The 21938-nt window shown below is 29.9% G+C and carries 23 protein-coding genes; 15 read left to right on the top strand and 8 right to left on the bottom strand.

Going from position 1 to position 21938, the window contains the following annotated elements; genetic code table 11:
- Positions 1 to 2 precede the first annotated feature (2 nt).
- The 3 genes from secF to yajC are packed head-to-tail and all read right to left on the bottom strand — an operon-like array spanning position 3 to position 2819.
- Complete coding sequence (gene secF, locus OT390_RS05585; RefSeq protein WP_002853635.1) at positions 3 to 974, bottom strand: protein translocase subunit SecF; 972 nt, start codon at positions 972 to 974, stop codon at positions 3 to 5.
- The gene (gene secD / locus OT390_RS05590) at positions 974 to 2554 is read right to left on the bottom strand and encodes a protein translocase subunit SecD (protein WP_032586304.1); all 1581 of its coding nucleotides are present in this window, start codon (positions 2552 to 2554) and stop codon (positions 974 to 976) included. Before secD ends, secF begins: the two co-directional genes overlap by 1 nt.
- Positions 2547 to 2819 (bottom strand): preprotein translocase subunit YajC, encoded by a 273-nt coding sequence (gene yajC, locus OT390_RS05595; protein ID WP_002786346.1) that lies wholly within the window; start codon positions 2817 to 2819, stop codon positions 2547 to 2549. The genes secD and yajC overlap by 8 nt, the downstream gene beginning before the upstream one ends.
- Between yajC and OT390_RS05600 the strand changes: the two genes are divergently transcribed.
- The gene (locus OT390_RS05600) at positions 2792 to 4117 is read left to right on the top strand and encodes an apolipoprotein N-acyltransferase (protein ID WP_002853913.1); all 1326 of its coding nucleotides are present in this window, start codon (positions 2792 to 2794) and stop codon (positions 4115 to 4117) included. The genes yajC and OT390_RS05600 overlap by 28 nt on opposite strands.
- 236 nt (positions 4118 to 4353) lie before the next feature.
- On the opposite strand, the gene metK is transcribed toward OT390_RS05600, so the two are convergent.
- Complete coding sequence (gene metK, locus OT390_RS05605) at positions 4354 to 5550, bottom strand: methionine adenosyltransferase (RefSeq protein WP_394535902.1); 1197 nt, start codon at positions 5548 to 5550, stop codon at positions 4354 to 4356.
- A 139-nt stretch (positions 5551 to 5689) separates the two neighbouring features.
- Here metK and sstT point away from each other — a divergent pair, with 139 nt between their 5' ends.
- From sstT to aat, 13 genes are read left to right on the top strand one after another with little or no spacing between them, the layout of a single operon-like run.
- Complete coding sequence (sstT, locus tag OT390_RS05610) at positions 5690 to 6913, top strand: serine/threonine transporter SstT (RefSeq protein ID WP_052800206.1); 1224 nt, start codon at positions 5690 to 5692, stop codon at positions 6911 to 6913.
- 9 nt (positions 6914 to 6922) lie between these two features.
- Positions 6923 to 7810 carry an aspartate carbamoyltransferase catalytic subunit gene (locus OT390_RS05615; RefSeq protein WP_002859135.1) on the top strand — a complete coding sequence of 296 codons (888 nt, stop codon included), beginning with the start codon at positions 6923 to 6925 and terminating at the stop codon, positions 7808 to 7810.
- A gap of 3 nt (positions 7811 to 7813) precedes the next feature.
- On the top strand, positions 7814 to 9535 hold the full coding sequence (locus OT390_RS05620; RefSeq protein ID WP_002888328.1) for a M3 family oligoendopeptidase: 1722 nt from the start codon (positions 7814 to 7816) through the stop codon (positions 9533 to 9535).
- Positions 9529 to 9966, top strand: coding sequence for a hypothetical protein (locus OT390_RS05625; protein WP_002872542.1), 438 nt, complete (start codon positions 9529 to 9531; stop codon positions 9964 to 9966). Before OT390_RS05620 ends, OT390_RS05625 begins: the two co-directional genes overlap by 7 nt.
- A complete protein-coding gene (locus tag OT390_RS05630; protein WP_032586297.1) occupies positions 9963 to 12038 on the top strand; it encodes an ATP-dependent helicase in 2076 nt (691 codons plus the stop codon). Before OT390_RS05625 ends, OT390_RS05630 begins: the two co-directional genes overlap by 4 nt.
- Positions 12035 to 12853 carry a tRNA pseudouridine(55) synthase TruB gene (truB, locus tag OT390_RS05635; RefSeq protein WP_032586295.1) on the top strand — a complete coding sequence of 273 codons (819 nt, stop codon included), beginning with the start codon at positions 12035 to 12037 and terminating at the stop codon, positions 12851 to 12853. The genes OT390_RS05630 and truB overlap by 4 nt, the downstream gene beginning before the upstream one ends.
- Positions 12847 to 13074 carry a carbon storage regulator CsrA gene (csrA, locus tag OT390_RS05640; RefSeq protein ID WP_002852854.1) on the top strand — a complete coding sequence of 76 codons (228 nt, stop codon included), beginning with the start codon at positions 12847 to 12849 and terminating at the stop codon, positions 13072 to 13074. The genes truB and csrA overlap by 7 nt, the downstream gene beginning before the upstream one ends.
- Positions 13071 to 13838: a 4-(cytidine 5'-diphospho)-2-C-methyl-D-erythritol kinase gene (locus OT390_RS05645; protein WP_002860206.1), complete on the top strand. Its 768-nt coding sequence runs from the start codon at positions 13071 to 13073 to the stop codon at positions 13836 to 13838. The genes csrA and OT390_RS05645 overlap by 4 nt, the downstream gene beginning before the upstream one ends.
- Positions 13835 to 14287 carry an SsrA-binding protein SmpB gene (gene smpB, locus OT390_RS05650; protein WP_406611464.1) on the top strand — a complete coding sequence of 151 codons (453 nt, stop codon included), beginning with the start codon at positions 13835 to 13837 and terminating at the stop codon, positions 14285 to 14287. Before OT390_RS05645 ends, smpB begins: the two co-directional genes overlap by 4 nt.
- A gap of 10 nt (positions 14288 to 14297) precedes the next feature.
- On the top strand, positions 14298 to 14900 hold the full coding sequence (locus OT390_RS05655; RefSeq protein WP_002860208.1) for a TlpA disulfide reductase family protein: 603 nt from the start codon (positions 14298 to 14300) through the stop codon (positions 14898 to 14900).
- Positions 14900 to 15190 (top strand): ATP-dependent Clp protease adaptor ClpS, encoded by a 291-nt coding sequence (locus OT390_RS05660; protein WP_002860209.1) that lies wholly within the window; start codon positions 14900 to 14902, stop codon positions 15188 to 15190. The genes OT390_RS05655 and OT390_RS05660 overlap by 1 nt, the downstream gene beginning before the upstream one ends.
- On the top strand, positions 15187 to 17316 hold the full coding sequence (locus tag OT390_RS05665; RefSeq protein ID WP_032586292.1) for an AAA family ATPase: 2130 nt from the start codon (positions 15187 to 15189) through the stop codon (positions 17314 to 17316). The genes OT390_RS05660 and OT390_RS05665 overlap by 4 nt, the downstream gene beginning before the upstream one ends.
- A complete protein-coding gene (aat, locus tag OT390_RS05670) occupies positions 17291 to 17938 on the top strand; it encodes a leucyl/phenylalanyl-tRNA--protein transferase (RefSeq protein WP_032586291.1) in 648 nt (215 codons plus the stop codon). Before OT390_RS05665 ends, aat begins: the two co-directional genes overlap by 26 nt.
- 21 nt (positions 17939 to 17959) lie before the next feature.
- On the opposite strand, the gene cetZ is transcribed toward aat, so the two are convergent.
- From cetZ to OT390_RS05685, 3 genes are all read right to left on the bottom strand, one after another.
- Entirely contained in the window at positions 17960 to 19249 is a 1290-nt protein-coding gene (gene cetZ / locus OT390_RS05675) for an energy taxis response protein CetZ (protein WP_002858314.1), read from the bottom strand.
- 80 nt (positions 19250 to 19329) lie between these two features.
- Positions 19330 to 19956, bottom strand: coding sequence for a MarC family protein (locus tag OT390_RS05680; RefSeq protein WP_002860212.1), 627 nt, complete (start codon positions 19954 to 19956; stop codon positions 19330 to 19332).
- 14 nt (positions 19957 to 19970) lie between these two features.
- Positions 19971 to 20330, bottom strand: coding sequence for a methionine-R-sulfoxide reductase (locus OT390_RS05685; protein ID WP_002826104.1), 360 nt, complete (start codon positions 20328 to 20330; stop codon positions 19971 to 19973).
- Positions 20331 to 20419: 89 nt separating this feature from the next.
- Here OT390_RS05685 and OT390_RS05690 point away from each other — a divergent pair, with 89 nt between their 5' ends.
- Positions 20420 to 21217: a ferritin-like domain-containing protein gene (locus tag OT390_RS05690; RefSeq protein ID WP_002870128.1), complete on the top strand. Its 798-nt coding sequence runs from the start codon at positions 20420 to 20422 to the stop codon at positions 21215 to 21217.
- On the opposite strand, the gene pssA is transcribed toward OT390_RS05690, so the two are convergent.
- On the bottom strand, positions 21208 to 21936 hold the full coding sequence (pssA, locus tag OT390_RS05695; RefSeq protein WP_002859122.1) for a CDP-diacylglycerol--serine O-phosphatidyltransferase: 729 nt from the start codon (positions 21934 to 21936) through the stop codon (positions 21208 to 21210). The genes OT390_RS05690 and pssA overlap by 10 nt on opposite strands.
- Positions 21937 to 21938: the final 2 nt, after the last annotated feature.

The raw sequence follows: 21938 nt of genomic DNA on the forward strand, positions 1-21938 counted from the left end.
CCTTACACTGTTCCTTTTTCATACATTGCACGATTGCGTTCTTTATCTTGTTTTCTTTTTGCTTTTTCAATTTCTTTATTTCTAAACTCAAGCACACTAAATTTAAACCATAATAATGTCGGACTTGCAACAAAGATAGAGCTTAAAGTTCCCGCTATAATACCTACAATTAAAGCCAAAGAAAATCCTTGTATCATTTCCCCGCCAAAGAAATAAAGTATCACAACGGTTGCTAAAGTCAACCCTGAAGTTAAAACCGTTCTTGATAAAGTTGCTGAAACACTTTCATTGATAATAGGTGCAAGTTCGGTTTTTTTACTTGTTTTAATGCCTTCTCTGATTCTATCAAAAATAATAATTGTATCATTCAAAGAGTACCCAAGCACAGTTAAAACAGCAGCCAAAGTATCTAGATTGACATCAATTTTAAATAAAGAAATTGCCCCTAAAGTAATCACAACATCATGAATTTCACTGATTATAGCCGCAAGAGCAAAACGCCACTCAAAACGCAACGCTATATAAATTAAAATTGCTATCAAAGATACAGCTATAGCCATAAGTCCTTTATTTCTAAGTTCATCACCTACTTTTGGACCTACCACATCAGCACGACGCACTTCAAATTTTCCCGTATCCTTTAAAAGAGTGCTTATATGCTCGCCTATATCATTGCTTACATTATCATTACTTCCTAAAAAGCGTATGGTTACTTCTTCATTACTTCCAAATTCAGTTACAGATAAATTTTGAAAAGTTCCTTGTTTTTCTAAAATTTCTCGAATTTGTGTTATAGGAGCTGCATTTTCATATTTAAGCTGAACTAAAGTTCCTCCGCTAAAATCAATGCCATATTGCAAACCCCTATCCCAAAGCAAATAAATAGAACCAAAAAACAAAATAAAAGAAAGAGAAATAGCAGCAAAACGCATTCTCATAAAATCATAAATTTTCTTTTCGCTAAAAAACTGCATTATCTTCTCCTATAGCCAAACCAAAATCTTGTATTATTACTTTTTTCTATGCGTTGCATAAAATAATCAAACATTCCATGAGTTCCCAAAATAGCTGTAATCATAGAAACAACGATACCAATTCCCAAAGTCACAGCAAAACCTTTAACTGCTCCTGTTCCATAAGCATAAAGTGCTACCGAAGTAACCAAAGAAGTGATATTTGAATCTATAATCGCACTCATAGCATTTTTATAACCTTGTTCTATGCTAGCTCTTATATTTACTCCATCTCGCAAGAGTTCTCGTATGCGCTCATTGATAATCACATTTGCATCTACTGCCATACCCACAGTTAAAACAAGTCCTGCCATCCCTGGTAAAGTTAAAGTTGCTCCAAACATAGCCATAACGGCAACTACTACCAAAACATTAACTAGCATTGCAATATTTGCAAAAATTCCTGCCACACCGTAATACATCATCATAAATACTACAATAAAAACCAATGCACCGATTAAGGCTATCATACTCATTTTAATACTATCAGCACCTAAAGATGGTCCTATGCTTCTTTGTTCAAGTAATTTTACAGGCGCAAGCAAAGCTCCACTTCTTAAAGCTACCGCCACATCGCGTGCTTCTTCTTGAGTAAAAGCTCCACTGATTTGCCCACTACCTCCACCTATGCGTTCATTGATAGATGGAGCAGAATATACTTTATTATCAAGTACAATAGCAAGACGCTTTCCAACATTTGCTCCTGTATAATCAGCAAATTTTTTAGAACCCTCGGCATTTAAAGTAAAATTAATCACAGGATAATTACTCTTATCACTAATCCCTACTCTAGCATCAGTAAGCATAGATCCATCTAAAATAGGTATACTTTTTAAGGTATATTTTAAATTTGGATTTCTAGAATCAGGCACTAAAATCAGTCCATAACTCGCAGCCTCAGCATCGCTCATTGTAGAAGCTTGACCCATTTTAGAATCATCAACTTCCATAAGTTGCAAATGTGCTGCTTTTGTGATGCGTTCTTTTGCTCTTAGTTCATCTTCTTTGGTTTTAATCCCTGCAAGTTCAACCAAAATCTTATCATCACCTTGTTTAGCAACTGTTGGCTCTGCTAAACCAAATTGATCAAGCCTATTTCTTATGGTTTCAACTGCTTGCAAAAGTGCAAAATTTTCTATATTTTTTACTTCTTCTGAGGTAAAAGAAATTTTATAGTGCATATTTTCACTTTGTATATTAATTCCTTTTATTTCTTTAAGCAAATTTTCAACTTTTGCAATATCTGCATTATCAAGCAAAGTAAATTCTAAAATATCATCATGGGTATTTAAGCCATCATTTAAAATATTTTCTTTATTAAAAGAATAACTCAATGAAGATGCAATTGATTTTATTTTAGATTTTACAGCTTCTTTATTATCTACACCTAAGAGCATATAAAGCCCACCTTGCAAATCAAGCCCTAAATTAATCTTCGCACCACGTTCTGACTGCAAAAAAGAAGGGAGTGAAAAAGCCACTCCAAAAATAAATACCGCCATAAAAATAATCAAGCGATAATTGATTTTAGAATTACGCATCAATTTTCTTTGCTATAAATTCTCTTGAAATTTTTGCAGTAACATTGTCTTCATTAAGCTTAACTTTGATAAAATCCTCCTCTGGTTTTACGACTTCACAAATAAGTCCGCCATTAGTGATGATTTTATCTCCTTTTTGCAAAGACTCAAGCATTTGTTTATGTGCTTTTGCTTGTTTTTGTTGTGGTCTAATTACCAAGAAATAAAAAATTGCAAATAACACTACAAGAGGTAATAATGAAGTTAAAATTGAATTTTCTGCCATATTTTTCCTTTATTCCAAAAAAATTAAACACTAATTCTATCATTTTTAAAATAATAAAAGTCTTTTTTATTGCAATTTTACTTTCAAATTCTATTTATCTATCATTTTTTGAAAATATTTTTACACAAACCATTAGCCCATTTTTAGCTATTTGGGGGTTAGTTTTACTTCTAAAAAGTAAAAATTCTAAACAATATTTTTGGATAGGTTTTTTTGTAGGGATTCTTTGGTTTTGGTGGATTGGTTTATCTTCAATTTATTTTAATCTAAACTATTTAGTACCAATTATACCAATTATCATTGGTTTTATTTATGGACTACTTTTTAGATTATGTTATTTATTAAAATTTGATTTTTTAAGGCTTTGTGGAATTTTTTGCATAAGTTTTATCCATCCTTTAGGATTTGATTGGCTTAATTGGGGAATTTTTACAGTTTATGGTTTTTTTGACCCAAGTTATCGTGGTATTATTTGCATATTTTTAATAGCATATTTCATCTATGAGGGTTATATATCAAGATATTATAAAATAGCGATTGTTCTTATTTTATTCTTTAGTGGATTTCAATATAATGAAAAACAAGCTCAAACTCTTAATTTAAACTACAAACTCATCAATACTAATATCTCTCAAAATCAAAAATTTTTACAAGAAAATTTAAAATCAAATTCTGATATCTTAATTCAAGATATACTTCAAGCTATAAATGAAAAAAAAGAACTTGTAATCTTGCCTGAAACCGCTTTTGCTTTTGATTTAAAAAATACCAAATATGAGCTCATGCTTAAAGAATTATCTTATAAAATCACCATTATTACAGGAGCATTTCATGTTGAAAAAGAACATACTTACAATAGCACTTATATCTTTAAAAAAGGCAATGTCTATATTTTAAATAAGCATTTTTTAGTTCCCTTTGGTGAAGAAATTCCATTTTTTAAAGACTTAACAAAAAAATATTTTCTCAAAAATATTGAAGAATTTTCCAAAGGTCCTATACAAAGCAAATATAAATTAGATAATCAAATTATCACAAATGCAATTTGTTATGAAGCTACCAAAGAACAAAACTATCAAAATTCACAAATTATTATAGCCCTAAGCAACAATGCTTGGTTTAATAATAGTAGCGAATACAAACTCCAGCAACTCTTAATGAAATTTTATGCAAGTAAATATGGGGTTAGTGTTTATCATGCTACAAATGGCAAAGAGAATATAGTTATACTCCCTAAAAAGCTTTTAAGCAAAGATTGGAAAAATTTATCCAAAGAAATATTTAATGATAAAAAATAATATTAAAATTTTAATTTTAAAGTAATTTAAGTTATTTTATATTATAATTCTGTCAAACAATATTTTGACTTAGAGGGGTTTTTACCCCAAGGCTAAATTAATTTAGCTTCCTTCCTAACTTTTATATTTATGAGGGATATTGAAAAATATCCCTCTAAGTCAAAAATTAATATAACTTTATTAATTCTTTATAATTATACAAGCCTTGTTTAAGCTTGTATAATATTGTTAATTTTTTAAAGTAGCTTTTTAAACTGTTCTAGAGCATCAAGTTTTTCCCAAGGATAGTCCTTTTGTCCTACTTGCCCACGAGCTGCTACATCCGCATAAAGAAAAGTTTCTTTACTTGGTTTATCCAGATGAAATTTATCACGGATCCAATTTGGCGTTAAAGAGAAATTTTGCATTACAAAATCACTTAAAACATCGTCATTTACACTGGTATTTGTGCCCATACAATCCACGCTTACCGAAGTAGGTTTTGCAACACCTATAGCATAACTAAGTTGAACTATACATTTTTTAGCAAGCCCTGCTGCAACTATGTTTTTAGCTAACCATCTACCTGCATAAAGTCCACTTCTATCAACTTTAGTATAATCTTTGCTCGATTGCGCACCACCGCCTATTGGAGAATAACCTCCAAAACTATCTACTATAAGTTTTCTTCCTGTTAAACCACTATCATGTAAAGAAGAATGATTAACATATTTACCAGTTGGATTGATTAAAATTCTAGTCTTATTAGGATCAAAAAGTTCTTTTGGTAAATTACTATCTAAGATAAGTTTCATCACTAAAGATCTTAAATCTTCTATTGTCATACTTTCAACACAAGGTGCAGAAACTACTATAGTATGAATACTTTGCGGTTTGCAATTTTCAAAATTCGCCTTAGTGCCATAATCTATAGTCACTTGAGTTTTAATATCCACTCCAAGTTCATGTGGATTTGCTTTTGCATAAGCATAAACTCTATCGCATAGCATTCTTGCATAACTAATAGCTGCTGGCATATATTCCTCAGCTTCACAACTTGCAAAACCAAACATAATGCCTTGATCACCTGCTCCTGTTTCGCCATCTTCTTGATCGACACCTTGGTTGATATCAGGGCTTTGTTCATTTAAAAACACCATAACATCAACCTCATCAGGATGTAAACACTGCTCTTTGCTAAAATGGCCTGCTCCGTCATAACCAATGTTTTTTAAAACATCTTTAACTAAATTATCGTAATCAGCTTTACTAAGTTTGTGATTTGACTTAACTTCGCCTCCTATCACAACCTTATTTCCTGCGACAAAAACCTCACTCGCCACCCTTGAATTTTTGTCATTTTTCAAGAGTATATCCACTATCGTATCAGCGATTATATCAGCGCACTTGTCTGGATGACCTGCACTTACGACTTCTGAAGTGAATAGATACATAAAAAGTCCTTTCATTTAAAATGAACCACAATTGTATCCAAATAAACTTATCAAAGCTTGATAAATTAAAAATTCTCTAAAATTAAGCAAAAGTTAGTTAAAATCAACTTTTGATATAAAAAATATTTAAAAGGTTTTTATGTTTTCTAAAATCATTCAAAGCTACGCTAAAGGCAACCTCATAGTTCAAATTTGCATAGGTATAGCACTAGGAATACTTATAGGCATTAGCTCTAAAGAAATATCTGAAATTGCAAATTTACTTGGAATACTTTTTACAAGTGCCTTAAAAGCTATCGCTCCTATGCTTGTTTTTATTTTAATTTTAACCTCAATTTGCACTAAAGATTTTTCTCAAAGTGGTGCTAAGATCAAAAATATTATTATTTTGTATATAGTAGGCACCTTTCTTGCTTCAGCTTGTGCGGTTCTTGCTAATTTTTTCTTCCCTGTAAAGCTTGTTTTAGATGGAGTTCAAACCGCTACAAACTCATCTCCAACCCACATGAGTGATATTTTCAAAGATCTTTTATTTAAAATTGTTGATAATCCCATAAATGCTCTTTCAAGTGGAAATTATTTAGGAATTTTAACTTGGGCAATAGCTGGAGGTATAGCATTAAAACACTGTTCTAACGAAGCAAAACAAGTTTTTATAGACATTAATGAAGGGGTTTTAAAAATTGTTAAATTTGTAGTAAAACTTGCTCCTTTTGGAATTTTTGGACTTGTGGCTAATTCTGTAGCACAAACAGGAGCACAAGGTTTGCTAAGTTATATAAAACTTTTAATTTTACTTGTAGCTACTATGCTTTTTGTTACTTTTGTTATCAATGCCTTAATAGTCTTTTTTTATACAAGAAAAAATCCTTTTCCTTTAATTTTTATCTGCTTAAGGCACAGTGCATTTTTTGCCTTTTTTACAAGAAGTTCAGCGGCAAATATTCCTGTAAATATGGCACTTTGCGCTAAACTTGGCATAGATAAAGAATTTTATAGCATTTCTATACCTTTAGGAGCTACTATCAACATGGCAGGAGCAGCAGTTACTATAGCTATTTTAAGTCTTACCGCAGCCAATACCGTTGGTATAGAAATCAGTCTTTTACAAGCCTTTTTATTAAGCATTATTGCCACCTTTGCAGCTTGTGGGGCTAGCGGAGTTGCGGGCGGATCTTTACTGCTTATACCTTTGGCTTGTTCTTTATTTAATATAGACTATGATATTGCTATGAAGATAGTTGCCATAGGTTTTATTATAGGGGTTATTCAAGATAGTGTTGAAACTGCTTTAAATAGTTCTACAGATGTTCTTTTTACAGCAATTTGTTCTAAAAATGAATTAAATTACAATATCAAATAAGGTAAAAACATGCGTCATCTCATCACTACAAAGGATTTTAATAAAGTCGAAATTATGGAGCTTTTTAAAGAAGCAAGTGATTTCTTAGATGAAAAACCTAGAACTTTTCTTGAAGGAAAAAGTATCACGACAATTTTTTTTGAAAACTCTACACGCACCCTTTCATCTTTTGAAAGCGCTGCAAGAAGATTAGGTGCTAGGGTTTTACGCCTTGATGTTTCAAGATCAAGCTCTAGCAAAGGAGAAACTCTTTATGATACTGCTGCTAATTTAGATGCCATGAGTCCTAATGCTATTGTTGTAAGACACGCAAACTCAGGAGTTCCTTTGATATTAGCAAAGCATATGCATTGTCCAGTTGTTAATGGAGGAGATGGAAAACACGCCCATCCTACCCAAGCTTTGCTAGATTTATTTACTATTTATAATCATTTTCAAGGCGATGTCGAAGGTAAAAAAATTTGCATCGTAGGTGATATTAAAAATTCCCGCGTTGCAGCGTCCAATATAGAACTTTTAAGCAGGTTTAATCTTGATATTACCCTAGTAGCTCCACCACATTTTATGCCTAATACCCATCTTAAAAAACATTATAAGCTTGATGAGAATATCATAGCAAATTCAGATATTATCATGAGTCTTAGAACACAAACAGAAAGACATAATAAAACCGTTTATGCTTCACTTAAAGACTATGCAAATGATTTTTGCATTCAAAAAAGCTTAGTAAAGGATAAAAAGCTTATTTTACTACATCCAGGCCCTGTTAATCGCAATATTGACATAAGCGATGAAATGATGAGCGATGAAAGGACTTTAGTTTTAAAACAAGTTAAAAATGGAGTGGCTATTAGAATGGCTGTTCTTAAAAAACTCATACTAGAAAATGAAGGATAAAAAATGTTAGAATGGGATTTAAGTGCTTTATTTCACGATAAAGAATCATTGCAAAATTTTACACAAGATCAAATCCAACAAAGTTTAAATTTCAAAAAAAACTATGAAAATAAACTTTATACATTAAATGCTAATGAGTTTTTGCAAGCTTTAAAAGATTATGAAAATTTAAATCAAGCTCTTGGTAAAATCATGACTTATGCTTATTTGCTTTTTGCTAAAAACACTCAAAATGGTTCTTTTTACGCACAATACGAAGAAGAATGCAAAAAAATAGAAGAAAATTTACTCTTTTTCGAGCTTGAATTTTGCGAGTTAGCTCCTGAGAAAAGTCGAGAATTTACAACTTTTTGCAAAGATTATGATTTTTATCTTTCTAATTTATTGCAAAACAAACGCTATAATCTTAGCAAAAACGAAGAACGCATTATGCTTTATCTTTCAAATACAGGTGCAAATGCTTTTAGTAGACTTTTTGATGAAAGTATGAGTGCTTTAAAAATCCCTTTTGAAGGTAAAAAACTTAGCGAAGAAGAAATTCTAAGCAAAATGTATGATGAAGATAGAAAGATACGCAAAAAAGCTGCTAAAAAATTCAGTAAAGTTTTGCAAAAAAATAGCAGACTTTTAAGTTTTATTATCAATATGATAAAAACAGAAAGAAAAAATATAAGCTTATTAAGAGGTTATGAAAATGCTGAAATTTCAAGACATATCAGCAATCAAATTTCACAAAAAAGCGTTGATTCTTTGATAGCAAGTGCGCAAAAACATTTTAACTTAGTATCGCAATTTTACAAAAGAAAAAAACAAATTTTAGGCTATGATGAGCTTAAAGACTATGATAGATATGCACCCATAGGAAAAGAAGCAAGTTTTGATTTTAAAACAAGTAAAAATATTGTTTTAGAGGCATTTCAAGCTTTTTCTCCGCAATTTTATAATATAGCAAAAAATGCTTTTAATCAAGGCTGGATTGATGTTTATCCACAAGAAAATAAACAAGGGGGTGCTTTTTCACATTCTGCAACTTCTGATGCACATCCTTTTGTTTTATTAAACTACACCGATAAAAGGCGTGATCTTTTTACACTTGCACATGAATTAGGACACACCATCCATCAAAAACTTTCTTATAATGTAAGCTATTTAAATCAAAACACGCCTTTAACCACCGCAGAAACAGCTTCAGTTTTTGCTGAAATGCTCGTATTTGATTTTATTAAAGATAAGTTAAAAAAAGAAGAACTCCTATCTTTATATGCAAATAAAATCGAAGATATTTTTGCAACTTTTTATAGACAAATTAATTTTACTTGTTTTGAAAGACGCTTACATGCTCAAGAAAATGAACTTAGCACCGAAGAAATCAATAAAATTTGGATGGAAGAATCTCAAAGGATGTTTCAAGACAGCGTAAAACTTACAAAAAATTATGCTTCTTGGTGGAGTTATATTCCTCATTTTATCCATTCTCCTTTTTACTGCTATGCTTATGCCTATGCACAACTTTTGGTTTTAGCTCTTTATGGACTTTACAAAAGTAAAAAATGTGAAAATTTTAAAGAACTTTATATCAAAATGCTTTCTTTAGGTGGAAGCGTGAGTCCAAAAGAACTAGTAGGAATGTTTGGATTTGATATAGAAGATGAAAATTTTTGGGAAATAGGCATAAAAGAAATTCAAAAACTCATCAATGAATTCATGGAGTTACAATCATGCTAGAAACAATCTTAAAAAATGAAAATTTTATCCATACCATGCAAAAGCATTGTTATGAAGTTATTTCACACCTTATAGAAGAAAATATAGAATTTTCCATAGTTGCAAATACAAATTTCATAGATTTTAACCCTGAACTTCCCAAAGAGCTTGATATTAAACAAAATCCTTATGCTCTTTTTGCTCTTGGAGGATACACCTTTGAATCCATACAACTAAATAAAGATTTCATTCAATTTCACGCAGGTTTTGGAAATGATGATTTTGATAGTTTTGTAAAGGTTGATTTAGGAGCTATCACGCAAATTCAAATAGAAAATAGCATTTTATTTGTTAATTTTAGCCTTTATAAACGCGAAGATAGTAAAAATTTACAAAAATCTAAAAATATATTTTTAAATAATCCAAAAAATAAAGATATTTTCAAAAAATGAATCTATTTGAAGATTTAAATGATAATCAAAAACAAGCGGTAAGTCACATTGATGGAGCTATGCTTATCCTAGCGGGTGCAGGTAGTGGAAAAACCAAAACTATTACCACTCGTCTTGCTTATCTTATCGGTGAAGTAGGCATCCCCTCGCATAACACTCTTACTCTTACTTTTACAAATAAAGCAGCTAGTGTTATGCGTCATAGAGCATTAAATTTTCTGCAAGGCAATCACAATCCTTTGCTTTGTACCTTTCATAAATTTGGACTTTTATTTTTAAAACTCCATTTTGAAAGATTGGAGCGTAAAAATAGTTTTATTGTTATCGATACAGATGATACAAAAAAAATAATTAAAGACTTAATCCATGATAAAAACAAAGATAATGTCTATGATATTATCAAATACATATCTTATTGCAAAAATGAAGGCAAAAGAGTAAGCAATGTCTTTGAAGATTTAAATTTACTAAAAGAACATAATTTTGAAAAATATCAAAATGAATACAAATTTGCCAACTATTACCGTGCTTATGAAGAATACTTATTAAAACAAAATTTTGTAGATTTTGATGATCTTTTATTGCTAAGCAATCTCATTTTAGAAAATGATATAAATTTTGCCAAAGAACAAAGCTTACTTTATAATTACATTACAGTTGATGAGTATCAAGATACCAATACCTTGCAATATAAAATTCTAAAAAATCTATGTTGTATGCATGAAAATATCACAGTTGTTGGTGATGATGATCAAAGTATTTATAGTTGGCGTGGAGCAAAAATTGAAAATATTTTAAATTTTCAAAACGATTTTAAAAATGTTAAACTTGTAAAACTTGAACAAAACTATCGTTCAGTAGGGACTATTTTACAAGCAGCAAATAATCTCATATCTCACAATGAGCAACGACTTGGAAAAACTTTAATCTGCACTAAAGATACTGGGGAAAATATTAAAATATTAAAAAACGAAAACGAAAAAGATGAAGGTTTATATATCGCTCAAGAAGTGAAAAAATTGCTAAATTCTGGAGTAGAAGCTAAAGAGATCGCCATTTTATTTCGAGTTAATGCACTATCAAGAGCAATAGAAGAAGCATTTATGAAGAAACAAATTTCTTATAAACTACTTAGTGGTATGCGTTTTTATGAGAGATTAGAAATAAAAGATTTAATCTCGTATCTTAGACTTATCTTAAATCCAAGCGATGATTTGTCGTTTAAACGTATTATTAATCGCCCCAAAAGATCCATAGGAGAAAAAGCCCTAAAAAATTTAGAAGAATATGCAAAAAAACGTCAAATTTCACTTTTTGATGCCCTATGCGAAAGCGATGGTGGTGTAGGAATTTTAACAACAAAAAAAGCACAAAATGAAGCAAATATTTTTATACAAAATATTCACACTCTAAAAAGCTACGATAATGCAAAAAAGGTTTTTGACAATATAGAAGAATTATTTAAAATTAAAGATTATTTTTCAGAGCAAGATGATGGAGATGAAAGAATCAGAAATCTTGATGAGTTTTATGCTAATCTAAGAGAAAAACTCAAAGAAGATCCCAAAGCTTCTTTAGAAGATCTACTTAGTGAAATTTCTTTATTAAGCGATCAAGATAATTTAGATGAAGAATGTGTTTGCTTGATGAGTATTCATGCTAGCAAAGGTTTGGAATTTGATTATGTTTTTATAATAGGCTTTGATGAAGGATTTTTTCCTTTAAATAGCGAAGAAAATCTCGAAGAAGAACGCCGTCTTGCTTATGTTGCCATCACTCGCGCCAAGAAATTTCTCACAATAAGTGTTGCAAATTCTCGTTTTTATCATGGTTCAAGAGCAAATATCAATCCTAGTCGCTTCTTAGAAGAAAGTAAATTAATCAATGAAAAATCAAAAAATCAAAATATACAAAAAACTAGTTTTTGCAAAGGAGATCTAGTTAAACATAAAATTTTTGGCATTGGCAGGGTTGTTGAAGTTAATAAAAGCGGAAAAGAGGAAAAGCTTAATATTAATTTTGGTGGTATAATGCGTGTAATCATGGCAAGCTTTGTGGAAAAAGCAGTATGAACAAGATCTTTGCAGCCTTTAAACCAAGGGGTTTGAGTTCTAATGCCTTTTTAAGTACTTTAAAGAAAAAATATAAAAATAAAAAAGCAGGATATTCTGGCACTCTTGATCCTTTCGCCAAAGGGGTTTTAATCGTTGCATTTGGGCAATATACAAAACTTTTCCGTTTTTTAAAAAAAACTCCAAAAACCTATAAAGCTACTTTATGGCTTGGAGTTTACTCCTTAAGTCTTGATGATCAAAATATAAAAGAAATTAAAAATATAAAAGAATTTGATCTTGCAAATTTACAACAAATCATTGATCAAATGCAAGGAATTATCTCCTATACACCACCGCAATTTAGCGCCAAAAGAATCAATGGAACTCGCGCCTATGAACTTGCAAAAAAAGGTATAGAAGCAAATTTAAAACCTTGCCAAATGGAAGTATTTGATTGCAAGATCTTAAGCTATAATCATCCTTTTTTAAATATTGAAATCACAGTCAGTGAAGGTGCTTATATAAGATCTTATTGTGAACTTTTTGCTAGAAAACTAGGTATTAATGCGACTTTAAGCTCTTTAGAGCGCATTAAAGAAGGTAAATTTGTTTATAATAATGAGAAAAGCTTAAATGTGTTAAAATACATTGACCTAAAACCAAATTTTATCAAGGATTTAAATAAACTAGAAAATGGTGCTAAAATTTTTGTCGAAGAATTAGAATTTCATGATGAAGGAGATTATTATATTGAAACAGAGAAATATTTTAGCATAATTAATATTAAAGAAAATACAGTAAAATATCTTCTAAATAAGGTTGAAAAATGTTAATATTATCAAGAAAAGAAAATGAAAGTATAATTATCGGAGAAGGTATAGAAATCAAAGTCGTTCAAACAGGGAAAGGATATGCCAAAATAGGCATAGAAGCTCCAAAATCCCTTATGATACTTAGAAAAGAACTTGTTCAACAAGTAAAGGATGAAAATTTACATTCTGTTGTTCAGAATGATATTAAACTTGATGACTTAAGCAAAAAACTAATCAAATGAAAGCTTACGCTAAAGCAAATATTTTTTTAAAACTTACCGGTTTTGACTCAAGAAAATATCATCTTTTAGAATCACGATTTATACTTTTAAAAGATCTTTTTGATGAGCTTGAGCTTGTTGATAAAGAATCAGACTCTAAAAAAGAATTTGAAATCATTAGTAATTTTAAATGCGAAAATAATATTATTCAAAAGGCTTATTTGCTACTTTCTAAAAGATATAATAACGAATTAAAAGAATTATTTAGCAAAAAAAGCCTAAAACTCACAAAAAATATCCCAGTATGTGCTGGACTTGGCGGTGGAAGTAGCGATTGTGCGAGTTTTTTACTGCTAATAAATGAAACCCTAAATTTAAAATTAAACCTACAAGAACTTATAAATTTAAGCATGCAACTAGGAAGTGATATTGCTTTTTTTTTAAGTGGCTTTCACTCTGCTAATGTAAGTGGCTGTGGTGAAATTATAAAAGAATTTGAAGATGACATACCTAATTTAAAATGGACTTTTCCACAAATATTTTGCCAAACTAAAGCTGTTTATGATGAATTTGATAGAGAAATATTTGACTTTCAAAAAAACAATAATCAAGCGCAAATCTACAAAAAACTCAGCACAAAAGAGTTGTTACAAAACTTTAAAAACAAAGAATTAAATGATTTATTTACTCCTTGTGCAACTTTATATCCTAAAATGAAGTCTTACTTGCAAGAAGATTTTTTTCTAAGCGGTAGCGGTAGTAGTGTTTTTAAGGTTGATCAATGAAAATTATTGCGAGAAATAAAAAAGCTTTATTTGATTATAGCATCATAGAACGCTTTGAAGCCGGAATTGTCCTTAAAGGAAGTGAAGTTGTAGCCTTAAGAGCAGGAAGAGCAAATCTTAAAGACTCTTTTGTTCGCATTATAAAAAATGAGATTTTTTTACTTAATTCTCATATTTCATTGCTTCATACTACACATTCTTTCTATAAACACGAAGAAAGAGGTGTTAGAAAGCTTTTAATGCATAGAAAGCAAATTGATAAATTATTAGGTAAAGTAAGTATAGAAGGATATACTATCGTTGCATTAGATCTTTATTTTAACACAAAAAATAAAGTAAAAGCTACCCTTGCTTTAGCTAAAGGGAAAAATTTGCACGACAAGCGTGAAACTTTAAAGAAAAAGCAAGCCGATTTAGAAGCTAAAGCTGCTATGAAAAATTACAAATAAAGGAAAATAAATGAAAAAAATTTTAGCCCTAATTTTAATAAGTTTAGCATTTTTTCTTAATGCTTGCTCCAAGGAAGAAGAAATTCAAAATGATTTTATGTTTGAAGAGTATCACAAAGGAGATAAAATAGTCTTAAATAGTGTAAATGGTGGAAGCAAAACTTTAATAAGAACAGATAAAGGTTTTGTGGTAGAAGGAGAGGAAGGAAAAGTTCTAATGTTTGATTTTTTTGGCACTTTTTGCACCCCATGTAAAGAAGAAGCTTTAGATCTTAGCAAACTTTGGAAAAATAATTCTAGCAAATTTATCATTATAGGACTTACACATTTTGAAGATGTTAGCGATGAAACAGTTAAAAAATTCGCGGATGATTATGGTGCTTACTATTTTCTAAGCAATGGCAGCTCTAATGATCGTATTATTGCTCAAATTTTAAAAGATATAGACTATCAAAATATGGAGCAACTTCCTTTTAAAGTTGTTTTAAAAAATGGAATTTATCAAAAAATAAGCGATTACTGGAATAATAATACTCCAACAAATTTTTATCTTGGTAAAATTCCAACAGAACTCATGCAAGAAGATTTAAATAAAATCTACAAAGGAAAATAATGCCAAAAACCCAAACTCTAGAGCAAACAAAACTTAGTGAACCAAAAATGTATAAAGTTATACTCTTAAATGATGATGTAACAACCATGGATTTTGTTATAGAAATTTTGATGAATATTTTTCATCAAAACCTTGAGAAAGCAAGTCAAACAATGTTAGAAATTCACCACAATGGTTCTGGAATTTGTGGCATTTACACCCAGGAAATAGCTCTTTCAAAACAAAAAAAAGTTATAGATTCGGCTAAACTTGCCAATTTTCCGCTACAAGCAAAGGTGGAAGAAGAATGAAATACCAAGAAAATTTACAAAAATATCTTGATAATGCCAAAAATCTAAGCTTAATAAATCACCATGAATTTGTTACCTGTGAGCATGTACTGTTTGCATTACTAAAACTAAGCACTGATTTTAAGGATATATTTGAAGAATTTTCAGATGGAGATCTTGAACTTCTAGAAACTGAATTAAAAAATTACATTTCTCAAAACAATCAAGTTATTAAACAAGAAATAGAACCTACAATATCTGTTGTTTTAGATGAAATCTTACTTTCATCTAAAAATAAAAATAATGAAATTAAAATTATAGATTTTTTAGAAAAGCTCATACAGGATTCAAGAAGTTATTCTAGCTATCTCTTAAAAAAACACAACATAAATCTTAACAAAATTCAAGAACTTCAAAATCATGAAAATATACAAAATTTAAACAACCACACAAGTGATTTAACACTTTTAGCTCAAAATGGCAAAATTGATCCTTTAATAGGAAGAAAATTTGAACTTGAAAGAATGATGCAAATTCTTTCACGTCGCAAGAAAAATAATCCTATTTTAGTAGGAGAAGCAGGAGTTGGAAAAACAGCCATTGTAGAGGGATTAGCATTGGCTATTGCGGAAAAAAAGGTGCCTAAAAACTTACAAAATGCAAAAATTTTTAGTCTTGATATGGCTAGTATACTTGCGGGAACAAAATACCGTGGAGATTTTGAGAAAAGAATTAAAGAAATTTTAAGTGAACTTGAGAAAATACCCAATGCTATTTTATTTATTGATGAAATTCACACTATAGTAGGAGCTGGAAGCACAGGAGAATCTCATACTGATTTTTCCAATCTTTTAAAACCAGCTCTAAGCAATGGAACTTTAAAATGCATAGGTGCAACAACTTTTATGGAATATAAAAATACTTTTGATAAAAATAAACCCCTAAGTCGCCGTTTTGCTAAAATAAATGTAGATGAACCAAGCCAAGAAGAAAGCTTGCAAATTCTTAAAGGATTAAAAAACAAATATGAAGAATTTCATCATATCAAATTAAACGATGAAATTCTTCAATATGCTGTAATTTGGGGTAAAAAATTTTTTAATGATAAATTTTTACCTGATAGCGCTATAGATCTGATCGATGAACTTGGCGCTTCTTTTGCTTTAAATCCAAGAGCTAAAAAAAATGCCAATTTAAAAGATTTAGAAAATGTTTTAGCAAAAATGACCCACCATCACAAAATGTTTGAATTCGATCAAAATAAAGCTTTAATGAACTTAAAAACAAATTTAAAAGCAAAAATTTTTGGCCAAGATGAAGTTATAGATAGCCTTGTTTCATCACTTAAGCAAAGTTTCGCAGGATTTAAAAATTCCAATACACCACGCGGAGTGTTTTTGTTTACTGGATCAAGTGGAGTTGGAAAAACAGAACTTTGCAAAGCTTTAGCTGAATTTTTAGGTTTAAATTTAGAACGCTTTGATATGAGTGAATATGCAGAAAAACATGCTATAAGTAAACTAATAGGATCTCCAGCTGGATATATAGGTTTTGAAGAGGGTGGACTTTTAAGCAATGCTATTCGCAAAAATCCTTTCAGTCTTATTCTTTTTGACGAAATAGAAAAGGCTCATCCTGATTTAAGCAATACCTTTTTACAGATTTTTGACAATGCTGAACTCACCGACAATAGTGGTCTTAAAGTAGATTTTAAAAATACAATTATTATTATGACATCTAATCTAGGACTTAAAGAAAGCAATGAGCTTGGTTTTTTAAGTAAAAATGAAGAAAAAAGTAATCGTGCTATCAAAGACTTTTTTGCTCCAGAATTTATTAATCGCATTGATAAAATTTTACATTTTAATGATTTAAACGATGCTATACTTGTTAAAATTATCGAAAAAGAACTTGACGAAATTTCTAAAAATTTAAATAATATAAAATTATCAGTGGATGATAAAGCTAAAATTTATTTAGCTAAAAAAGCCTATAATAAAGAATTTGGAGTAAGGCTTTTAAAACGCATAATTTCTGAGGAAATAGGAGAAAAAATCAGTGATGAAATTTTATTTGGAAAGCTTAAAAAAGGTGGTATAGCTAAAATCAAACTTGGTAAAAATGGAAAGCTCGAATTTATATTCTAAATTACTCAATGCGCCTAAAAATGCTCCTGTATTTTTAAGTCAAAATTTAGACGCTGATTTTATTGTAAAAGCTTATACTTTTGGTCTATTCCCATGGACAAGTAAACCTGTAACTTGGTGGTGTCCAGATCCTAGATGCATTTTAATTCCAAATCAAATTCACATCCAAAAAAATATGAAAAAATTTATTAATCTCTATCAAATTAAACTTGATTATGATTTTTTAAAATTAATTACATTATGTCGCGATACACGCTCTCAAAGCTGGATAGATGATGAATTTATTACCACTTATTATAAGTTATTTACCCAAGGCTATGCGCATAGCCTTGAACTTTATGAAAATAATGAACTTATAGGTGGAATTTATGGTTTAATTTTAGGCAAGGTTTTCTTTGGTGAAAGCATGGTAAGCATTAAAAAAAATGCATCTAAAGTTGCCATGATTAAACTTTGTGATTTATTAAAACCTTATGATTTTATCATAGATTGTCAAGTTTATAACCAACATTTAGAATTTATGGGTGCTCATAATATTTCTAGGAAAGAATTTTTAAATATTTTAAAAGAAAAATGCAATCAAGAAAGTGGTTTTAAAAATTTTAAAGATTTAATTACTTAAAAATAAGCGTGAAAATCACGCTTATGACATCGCTTTAGCAACTTCAGCAGAGCTTTCACGAATTTTCTCCATACACTCTCTTGCTTCTTTTGCAAGTTCAACACTCTGATTAACATCCTCTAAACCGCTTTTAATACTCTCAACCACTTGTGATGTAACATTACGAATAGAATTAATCGTAGTGGTAATTTCATTAACCGAATGCCCTGTTCTTTCAGCTAAATTTCTTACTTCATCAGCAACAACAGCAAAGCCTCTACCATGTTCACCAGCACGTGCTGCCTCAATAGCAGCATTTAAAGCAAGCAGATTAGTTTGATCAGCGATATCACTAATAGTCTGAATAATAGATTTAATTTCATCTGATTGTTGATTTAATGAGGAAACAAGATTTGAACTTTGAGACATCATATCAGCAATATTCTGAACATTTGAAACAGTGTTTTCAATTACACGATCTCCATCTTGAGTAAGATTATCATTTTTTTCTGCAAGTTCGCTTATGAGGCAAAGTTTTTCTTGATCTTTTTTAACTTGTTCGCTTATATCTGTAGCAAATTTAATAACCTTGTAAATTTTTCCATCATCATTTTTAACCGGATTATAACTTGCTTCAAGGTATACTTTTTTATTATTTCTTCCGTATCTTATATATTTACCTGATTGAAATTTGCCCTCTCTTAAATCTTCCCAAAATTGAACATAGTCCTTAGAGTGTCTATAATTAGAATCACAGAACATGCTATGATGCTTTCCTTTAATCTCATCAATATTAAAATCCATAGTTCTTAAAAAATTTTCATTAGCCGTAATAATAGTCCCATCAGGTTTAAATTCAATAATAGCCATAGAACGATTAGCAGCAGCAATAGTATTTCTAAGATCAAGCATTTCATAATGTCTTTGAGTTATATCATTGGCAAATTTAATAATTTTATAAACATGACCATTATTATCACTAATTGGAAGATAATTTGCTTCTAAATAAACATCTATCCCTCCCTTAGCTATACGTCTAAAAAGACCACTTCTAGCTTTTCCATCTCTTAAATCTTTCCAAAAATCACTATATGCTGAAGAATTAACAACTTCAGGCAAACAAAACATACTATGATGCTTACCCTTGATCTCTGAAAGGGAGTATTTCATAGTTGTTAAAAAATTTTGATTTGCCTCTAAAATAACGCCATCGGTAGTAAATTCAATTACCGCCATGGTATTCCCAATAGATCTTAAAATATCTCCTAAACCATTACATTTTTTTTCAAGTTGTTCAATTATTTTAGTATTATTTTTCTTAGCACCAAACATAAAACTCACCTTTTTAATAATAAATTATTTTAAAATCATATCATATTTATATAGTATTATTTACTTAAAATTATATTAATTTATAAGTTAAATATATCCTTTAAACCTACAATAATCATCTTAAACCCCATAGCAACAATAAATACTTGTGCTATACGAGAAAAAACATGTAAAATCAATTTTCCAACTATTTTTTCTATAGTAGCTGCAAAATGAAAAAGTATAAACATAAAAATAAAAGCTATCATTACTCCGCCAAGAGCAACATCAAGCCCACCATCTTCGGCTATAACAATAACGCTAGCTAAAGTTCCAGGCCCAACAAGCATAGGAAATGCCATAGGTATTAAACTCTGTCTTAAAATTTCCTTATCATCCATATCTTGATAAGAACTAAAATCCTTAGTTGCAATTTTTGTTGAAAAAAGTAAATTTTTAATAGCCATTATAATAAGAACCAAACCACCAGAAACCCTTAAATCATCCAATGAAACTCTAAAAATATAGTTCATAAATAAAGGTCCTGATAATAAAAACACCAAAACTATAGTAAAAGCTGTATAGAGAATAGTTCTAAAAAGTTTTTTTCGAAGCATTAAAGGCAATCCATCACTCATAGCCAAAAATTGAGTTAAATTACCAAAAGGATTTAATATAGCAAGTAAAGTAATTGCAGCAAAAAACATCAAATAAAGCTCAGAACCCATACTAGAAAACACTATCAATCCTTAGTTTTTACAAATTCCAAAGAAATAGAATTTACACAATGTCTTACATTTTTAGCAGAAAATCCTTCTCCTTCAAAAACATGACCTAAATGTCCATTGCAATTTGCACATACAATCTCGGTTCTAATCCCATCTTTATCAGGAATTCTTTTAACAGCCCCTTTTATTTCATCATCAAAGCTAGGCCATCCACAACCTGATTTAAATTTATCTTCGGATTTATAAAGCGAAGCTCCACATTGCTTGCATTGATAGATTCCTTTTTCATAAAAATCATTATATTTCCCACTAAAAGGAGCTTCTGTTCCTTTATTTAAAATTACTTTTTTTTCTTCTTCATTTAATTCTTTCATGATCTACCCTTGTAAAATAATTTTTATATTATATAATTAAATTTTCAATTTTAAATGATAAATTTTTATAATTTTCAAGAAAGTTTTAAATGCAAAAAGAATTTTTTCAAGAACTTCAAGATATTTTATATGAAAAAAATATAACTATAAAATTTCACTCTTTTCAAAATTTTTATGAAGACTTTAAAAGCCACAAATTGATTTTTAATCACGAACATCAAAGCATTTTCAAAAAAAATACATCACAACAAATTACCTTGCTTCATCCTACGCGTATAAGAAGGCCTAAATTTGTCAATTCAACTCATGCGCTTGCTAAAATAATTCATTCAGTCGCTCATATAGAATTTAATGCAATTAACCTGGCTTTAGATGCGAGTTATCGCTTTAAAAATCTACCTTTGCAATTTTATTACGATTGGCTGGAGGTAGCAGATGAGGAAATTAAACATTTCAAACTTTTAAATTCAGCACTTAAAGAACTTAGTTACAAATATGGAAATTTTCCAGTGCATGATAATTTAGAATCTGCTCTAGAAGCTACAAAAGACTCTTTAAGCTTTAGAATGGGAGTAGTTCATAGAGGTTTAGAAGCTAAAGGGCTTGATGCCAACCCCTTTGTTGTTCAAAAACTTCAAAGTTCCAATCATTCCATTAAAAATCTTCTAATGGAATATCTTGAAATTATACTTAATGATGAAATAAAACACGTTAAAAAAGGAGATACTTGGTGGAAATTTGCAAATCAAAACAGGTATGATTTTATTGAGCTTTGCAAAACATTTAAACAATTCTCTCTTGCGGGAAAAAAACTTAACATTCAAGCAAGAATCAAAGCTGGCTTCACTCAAGAAGAATGCGAAGTCATTGAAAAATTTTACTCTTGATTTCTTATCTTAAATTTTGAAACGATAATGGTATATAAAACCCGAATAATTCCATAAAGCACATACAAGCTTGCTAAAATTACTAAACTTTCAAGAGGGTAAAGATATAAAAATGAAAATATTATAATTAAAATAATCAAAACTTTTAAAACACTAGAACGATTAAAATCAAGCTTTTTAAAACTAGGATAACGTATATTACTTACCATTAAAAGCCCTAAAATTGCTTGAAGCACCAAAAAAACTACGCCATAAGGCTTTAAAAAATCATAACTGATAAACGCATAAGTCCATATAGCACTCACAACTGCTGCAGTAGGTATAGGAAGACCTATAAAAACGGAGGGTTCATAAGTGCCTGTGGTAACATTAAATCTCGCCAAACGAATAGCTCCAAAAACCACAAAAAAAGCTGTAATCAAAGATCCAAGTTTTCCAAAATCATAACCTATCGCCATATAAAAAAGAACCGCTGGAGCAACTCCAAAAGCTACTAGATCAGCCAAAGAATCAAATTCTACTCCAAATTTTGAAGTAGAATTTGTAAGTCTTGCAACACGGCCATCAAGCCCATCGCAAATCAAAGATAAAATAATATAAATCAAAGCTGTATAATAATTTCCATGTATTGAAGCTATAATAGAAATAACCCCTAAAAAAGCTGAAGCAGCTGTAAAAAGATTGGGTAAAATATAAATTAGTTGCGGTCTGTTATTCATTA

Source organism: Campylobacter sp. CFSAN122748, assembly GCF_045277125.1.
GTDB classification, from domain to species: Bacteria; Campylobacterota; Campylobacteria; order Campylobacterales; family Campylobacteraceae; genus Campylobacter_D; species Campylobacter_D jejuni.